Raw genomic sequence first — 273 nt, 5'->3', positions numbered from 1 at the left:
CGTCAACAAGAAGACCGGCGAGGTGATCCCCACCCGCCCGGTTCTCCAGATCGAGGGCCTCGATAACCGTGGCCTCGTTCAACTCTTCACCCTCACAGTTCCGGACACCAAGCCTTTCGAGGGCCGAGTGGGTGAGAAGGTGTCCGTGCCGGTGCGTGCGTGGGCTCCTGGCGCGTCGGTGAGCCTCGCCTATGAGGGGGGCAAGGTGTGAGGATGGATGCACGTATGAGGCCGCTGGCGGCGGCCCTGCGGGATGGGCGAAGCCCGCACGCT

1 protein-coding gene is annotated in these 273 nt (G+C 66.3%); it reads left to right on the top strand.

The window, feature by feature from the left end; translation table 11 throughout:
• Positions 1–211, top strand: a 211-nt coding sequence (locus tag ABG80_RS22685; protein WP_407638745.1) for a hypothetical protein, incomplete at its 5' end; no start/stop codon positions are given.
• Positions 212–273 lie beyond the last annotated feature (62 nt).

This window comes from Aquabacterium parvum (genome assembly GCF_001447195.1).
GTDB classification, from domain to species: Bacteria; Pseudomonadota; Gammaproteobacteria; order Burkholderiales; family Burkholderiaceae_C; genus Aquabacterium; species Aquabacterium parvum.
This window is presented reverse-complemented; position numbering and strand designations above follow the sequence as displayed.